General features: G+C 71.7%; 5 protein-coding genes. 1 reads left to right on the top strand and 4 read right to left on the bottom strand.

The genetic code is table 11. The features are described from left to right. Positions 1-1,000, bottom strand: a 1,000-nt coding sequence (locus ACWGI8_RS03895; protein WP_453658430.1) for a cell division protein PerM, incomplete at its 3' end; no start/stop codon positions are given. A gap of 116 nt (positions 1,001-1,116) precedes the next feature. Here ACWGI8_RS03895 and ACWGI8_RS03890 point away from each other — a divergent pair. Next, a complete protein-coding gene (locus ACWGI8_RS03890; RefSeq protein ID WP_453658428.1) occupies positions 1,117-2,346 on the top strand; it encodes a sigma factor-like helix-turn-helix DNA-binding protein in 1,230 nt (409 codons plus the stop codon). Positions 2,347-2,590: 244 nt separating this feature from the next. Here ACWGI8_RS03890 and sucD read toward each other — a convergent pair whose 3' ends face one another. The 3 genes from sucD to ACWGI8_RS03875 form a co-directional block, all read right to left on the bottom strand. Further along, positions 2,591-3,475 (bottom strand): succinate--CoA ligase subunit alpha, encoded by an 885-nt coding sequence (gene sucD, locus ACWGI8_RS03885; protein ID WP_453658426.1) that lies wholly within the window; start codon positions 3,473-3,475, stop codon positions 2,591-2,593. A 21-nt stretch (positions 3,476-3,496) separates the two neighbouring features. Continuing rightward, positions 3,497-4,672: an ADP-forming succinate--CoA ligase subunit beta gene (gene sucC, locus ACWGI8_RS03880; RefSeq protein WP_453658424.1), complete on the bottom strand. Its 1,176-nt coding sequence runs from the start codon at positions 4,670-4,672 to the stop codon at positions 3,497-3,499. Between the two features lie 515 nt (positions 4,673-5,187). After that, a complete protein-coding gene (locus tag ACWGI8_RS03875; RefSeq protein ID WP_453658422.1) occupies positions 5,188-6,162 on the bottom strand; it encodes a hypothetical protein in 975 nt (324 codons plus the stop codon). Positions 6,163-6,203 lie beyond the last annotated feature (41 nt).

The following is a 6,203-nucleotide window of genomic DNA, read 5'->3' as shown; positions in this document are numbered from 1 at the left end:
CCGTGAACCACGCGACCACGCCGCCCGCCGCGACCGGCACCACCGCGACCGCCCAGGCCAGCGGCGACCCGGGCGCCTCCGCGGGGACCGCGGCGAGTAGCGGGAACTGGGGCAGCGCGGGGTTCCCCACCGCCGCGAGAGGCGTCGCCGTGGCGCTCGTTCCGAGTGCGAAACCCGGGCCGAGCCCGTACGCCGCCCCCCACACCGCCGCGTTCGGCACCAGCGCCAGAGCGAGCAGCAGCACCGCGAACCGCCCCGGCCAATCGCCCGCGAGCAGCAGGAACGACTTCTGCGCCGCCCCCGCATGCCATACCAGCGCCGCCGCGACGAGCAGCGCCCCGCCGCCGAGCAGCACCGCCACCGCCGCTCCCGCCGCCCGGAACGCGACGGGGACCCTGGAGCGGGCGAGGGCGATGCGAACGCGCTCGGGAATCCAGTCCGGCAGCGGCCCGAGCGGCAGGCCGTTCGCCGCCCACACCCCCGTCGCCGCCGACAGCCCCGCCACCACGGGCAGATGCAGCGCCGCGCTGAGCGGCTCCGCAGCGAGCTCCCCGCCCAGGGAGTAGAGCACCGCCGCAGCCGCGACCAGCAGATACCCACAGGTCACTCCGCACACGGCCATGCCACCTGACGGCTGGCGCCATCCCTCCCCCTCCTCGAGGGCGTCCCGCGCGGCCCGGTGCACCAGCCAGACGGGCAGTGCCACCAGCAGCATCGGCACGAGCCCGACGGGCGCGGGCGTCCCGGAGAGGGTGTCGGCTCTGATCAGCTCGGCTCCGTGCGCGAGCAGCCACAGCCCGGCGGCCACGTGCAGCGCCCCGCGCGGGCCGCTGTCCACGTACGGCGAGCTGATCCACATCACCATCACGGGCACGGCGAGCGCGCCGAGCCCCAGCCCCGCGGCGATCACCCCGCGCAGAAGCGATGTCACGAGCGCGGCGGCCGGCCTGCCGCCCTGCACGGGCACGAACGACGGACTGTGATCGGTCGTCTGGGTCACGCGGCCATGCTGCCAACGACACGCGCTTTATCCGCGTAGCGGGCGAATGACCGTTGTGTCGCTCAATATACGTTTATGTACTTTTTGGCCTGGTGCAGCTTCCCGGGGAGCCCCTCATGAGGGAGCACCCTGCGGAAGGCGCGGAGACGACCGCGCCGGCGCTGCCTTCACCCAAGGAGCGACGCAGGCTGCGCGAGGCGAAGTCATTGAGCGAGGAGCAGGTCGCGGAAGCCGTCGGCGTCACCAAGGCGACGGTCAAGTCCTGGGAGGCCGGCCGCACCAGCCCTCGCGGGCGCAAGCGCGAGGCGTACGCGAAGCTTCTCGCCCCGTACGAGGCGGAGATCTCGGCCATGAAGACCAAGGAGGCCAAGGAGGCCAAGGAGGCGGAAGAGTTGGAGACACACGAGGGCGGGGCGCTCTCCGCTTCCGCCCCTCCCGCCCCTCCCTCCCCGAGCAGGCATCGAACACCCCCCGTACCCCAGCCGCCGCCTCCCGCGCACGAGCCGGACCTCACCCCCGAGGAGGCCTTCGACGCCCTCTACGCCCGCACCGCCCCCGCTCTCGTACGCCAGGCCTGTCTGCTCACCGGACGGCGCGGGCTCGCCCTGGAATCCGTGGAGCATGCCTTCCATCTCGCCTGGGAGCGCTGGCCCGAGGTCGCCGTCGACCGGGACCCCGCGGGCTGGGTGCGGGCGGCGGCGTACGAGTACGCCCTGTCGCCCTGGCACCGGCTGCGCCGCAGCCACCGGCGCCCGGATCCGGACCCGGTCCCGGACCCGGCCCTTCCGGCCCTGCTGTCCACGGCGCCGGACCCGTGCCGGCTCACCCTGCGCAAGGCGCTGCTCGAGCTGCCCCCGGTGTACCGCCGCACCCTGCTGCTGTACGACGGACTCGGCCTCGACCTGCCCGAGACGGCGGCCGAGACCGAGGCGAGCACTCCGGCCGCCGCGAACCGCGTCCTGCACGCCCGCGCCGTCGTCGCCGATCGGCTGCCGGAACTGGCGGATCCGCAGGCGTTGCACGAACAGCTCGGCGGCCTGGTCCACGCCGTGTCCACGCCGAAGGTCCCCACCGCCCGTGCCGTACGGATCGCCGGCGAGCGCAGGACCCAGCTGCGGACGCGTGCGGTGTTCGGTCTCACCGCGCTGATCCTCGCTGCGGCGGCGTTCACCGCGGCCACCTCGGAGGGCCACTACGAGCCGCCGCAGGCGCCCGGCGAGGCGGTCGGCGGCGTACCGCCACGCGGCGGACCCCAGTCGTACACGAAGGCGGAAGTGAACCTCCGCAACATGCTCCACTCGCATCCGCACGCCGGCCCGCAACGGCTCATTCCACGCGTCGGCTGACCGCCCGTTCCGGTTCACACAGACCGTTCGGTCCCACAGGCCGTTCGGTTCAACGGGCCGTTCGGTTCAACGGGCCGTTCGCTCCAACAGTCCGTTCGCTCAAACGGCCGTTCTTCGATGCGAGCAGGCCGGCCGGATCAGGCAGACCGCGGGCTGAACATGCGCGAGGGCCCGCACCCCGGTCTCCCGGGGGCGGGCCCACACACTGCGGCGGAGCCGGTCAGGCTCGGCCGGCGAGGCCGTGTCAGCCGGCGAGAATCGCGCGCGCCAGCTTCGCCGTCTCGGTCGGCGTCTTGCCGACCTTCACACCGGCGGCCTCAAGGGCCTCCTTCTTGGCCTGTGCGGTACCAGAGGAACCGGAGACGATCGCGCCCGCGTGACCCATGGTCTTGCCCTCGGGCGCGGTGAAGCCCGCGACGTAACCGACGACCGGCTTGGTGACGTTCGCCTTGATGAAGTCGGCGGCACGCTCCTCGGCGTCGCCGCCGATCTCGCCGATCATCACGATCAGGTCGGTGTCCGGGTCGGCCTCGAAGGCGGCCAGGGCGTCGATGTGGGTGGTGCCGATGATCGGGTCACCGCCGATGCCGACGCAGGAGCTGAAGCCGAGGTCACGGAGCTCGTACATCATCTGGTAGGTCAGCGTGCCGGACTTGGACACGAGACCGATGCGGCCGGGCTTGGTGATGTCGGCCGGGATGATGCCGGCGTTCGACTGACCGGGGGTGATCAGACCCGGGCAGTTCGGGCCGATGATCCGGGTCTTGTTGCCCTTGGCGCCCGCGTACGCCCAGAACTGCGCGGTGTCGTGGACCGCGACGCCCTCGGTGATGACGACCGCGAGGCCGATCTCGGCGTCGATCGCCTCGATGACCGCGTCCTTGGTGAACTTCTCCGGGACGAAGATGACCGTGACGTCCGCGCCGGTCTTCTCGATGGCGTCCTTGACCGACCCGAAGACGGGGATCTCGGTGCCGTCGAAGTCGACGGTCGTGCCCGCCTTGCGCGGGTTGACGCCACCGACGATGTTCGTGCCGGAAGCGAGCATGCGCTTGGTGTGCTTCTGGCCCTCGGAGCCGGTCATGCCCTGGACGATGACCTTGGATTCCTTGGTGAGGAAGATAGCCATGGTGTTGGTGTCCCTCGTCCCTTACTTCGCAGCCAGCTCGGCGGCCTTGTCGGCCGCGCCGTCCATGGTGTCCACGCGCTGCACGAGCGGGTGGTTGCGGTCGTCGAGGATCTGACGACCCAGCTCAGCGTTGTTGCCGTCGAGGCGCACGACCAACGGCTTCGTCACGGCCTCGCCCTTGGACTCGAGGAGCTCCAGGGCCTGCACGATGCCGTTGGCGACCGCGTCGCACGCGGTGATGCCGCCGAAGACGTTGACGAACACGGACTTGACGTCCGGGTCGCCGAGAATGATCTCGAGGCCGTTCGCCATGACCTCGGCGGAGGCGCCGCCACCGATGTCGAGGAAGTTGGCGGGCTTCACGTTCGCGTGCTTCTCACCGGCGTACGCGACGACGTCGAGGGTCGACATGACCAGACCCGCGCCGTTGCCGATGATGCCGACCTCGCCGTCGAGCTTGACGTAGTTGAGGCCCTTGGCCTTGGCAGCGGCCTCGAGCGGATTGGCCGATGCCTTGTCCTCGAGCTCGGCGTGCGAGGGCTGGCGGAACTCGGCGTTGGCGTCCAGCGACACCTTGCCGTCCAGGGCCAGAACCCGGCCGTCGGCGACCTTGGCGAGCGGGTTGACCTCGACGAGGAGCGCATCCTCGGCGACGAAGGTCTTCCACAGGGTCTGCAGGATCTCGGCGATCGGCTCGGCGACCTCGGCCGGGAACTTCGCGGCCTCGACGATCTCGCGGGCCTTGTCGGCGGTGACGCCCTCGTTGGCGTCGACCGGGATCTTGGCGAGCTTCTCGGGGGTCGTCGCGGCGACCTCCTCGATGTCCATGCCACCCGCGACCGAGGCCATGGCCAGGAAGGTGCGGTTGGTGCGGTCGAGAAGGTACGAGACGTAGTACTCGTCGGCGATCTCGGGAGCCGTCTCGGCGATCATCACCTTGTGGACCGTGTGGCCCTTGATGTCCATACCGAGGATGTCCGTCGCACGGGCGACGGCCTCGTCCGGCGTGGCGGCCAGCTTGACGCCACCGGCCTTGCCGCGGCCGCCGACCTTCACCTGCGCCTTGACGACCGAACGGCCGCCCAGTCGCTCGGTCGCCTCGCGCGCCGCCTCAGGCGTGTCGATGACTTCACCGGCCAGCACCGGTACACCGTGCTTGGCGAAGAGGTCCCTCGCCTGGTACTCGAACAGGTCCACGCGCGTCCGTCCCTTTTCAGTGATTCGCGGTTCGTTGTCTGCGTGGGCGTGCCGCGAAGGGCAACGTGACTGCGCTGTCACTAGGGAGGCGTACACGGTGTCCGGGCACGCGGCATGTCCGTCTCGCAGGTTATCCCCGAGGGACGTGGGGGCCTAAATCGCAGATCACACCGGAGCGGTGATACCTGTCACAGATCGCGCGCGTGGCGGAACTCTGCGGTTACGGGACGGACACGGGGAGGGCCACGGACGGACACGAGCCGGGTACGGGCAAGGCCCGCGGACGGACACGAGCCGGGTACGGGCAAGGCCCGCGGACGGACACCCGGCAGGTACGAAGAAGGCCGCTGGCGGACACGAGCCGGGTACGGGCAAGGCCCGCGGACGGACACGAGCCGGGTACGGGCAAGGCCCGCGGACGGACACGAGCCGGGTACGGGGACGGGCGGCCCCCACCCCAATGGGAACCGCCCGTCGATGTCCGTGACCCGCCGGTCACCTGATGCCTGGCGTCGTCAGATGCCCTGGGTCAGGTTGTGGCCCAGGCTGTCGACGTAGCTCGGGGTCACCGCGGTGGCCGCGCCCTGCAGGCCGTAGACGGCGTTGCCGGCGACCGGGGTCGCGGCGACCGTGCCGGTCAGGTCCTGGGCGAACGGCTGGACCTCGGAGACGACCCCGCCGGCGAACGGCTGTACGTCTCCGACCACGCCGTACGCGAGAGTGCCCGCGCTGCCGCCGACGCCGTACGCGACCGGCTCGACCTGGTTCACGACGGTCTCGACCAGCGGCTGGACCGAGCCGACCACACCGCCCGCGAAGGGCTGGACCTCGCCGACCACGCCGCCCGCGAACGGCTGGACCTCGCTCACGACACCGCCCGCGAAGGGGGTCACGTCAGCGACGACGCCCGTGGCGAGGCCGCCGACGTCACCGACCGCCTGACCCGCGACCGGGAGCACGCCGTCGATCGCACGGCCGGCGACCGGAGGCAGGACGTCCTGCGCCGTCTCGTCGGCGACCGGGGTCGCCGCGGTGACCGCGCCCTGGGCGTAGCCCTGAGCCGTGCCGGGGGCCTGGTCGACCAGCTCGGGGGCGAAGGCGGAGAGCGGGCCGAAGAGGTAGTCGACCTCGCCCTGGGCGTCGGACAGCTCGCCCTCGACGTACTGGCGGGCCTGGTCCGCGGCGGACGCGACCGGGGCCTGGACGGACGTGACCGGGGCCTGGGTGACGGCCTGCGCGTCCTGTGCGGCGCCCTTGGCCTCGGCGACCGCGGCACCGGCGGTGGCCTGCACCTTGCCGGTGGCGGCGCCGGCGGCCGGAGCCTCGTCGGTGATGCCGGTGACCGTGTCCTCGGCGGTGTCGACCGCCTGGTCCGCGGTGGAGAGGGAGAGCGAGGGGAGCTCGTCCGCGCTGGCGGCCGCGGTGCCGATGGCCCACATTCCGGCTGCGCCGGCCGCGACGGCTATGGAGCGGCGGATGTTCTTGTTCATGTTCGGGAGATTCCTTCGAATTCGAGGGTTCCGGATGCCGG

The organism is Streptomyces sp. NPDC054841 (assembly GCF_053611045.1).
This window is presented reverse-complemented; position numbering and strand designations above follow the sequence as displayed.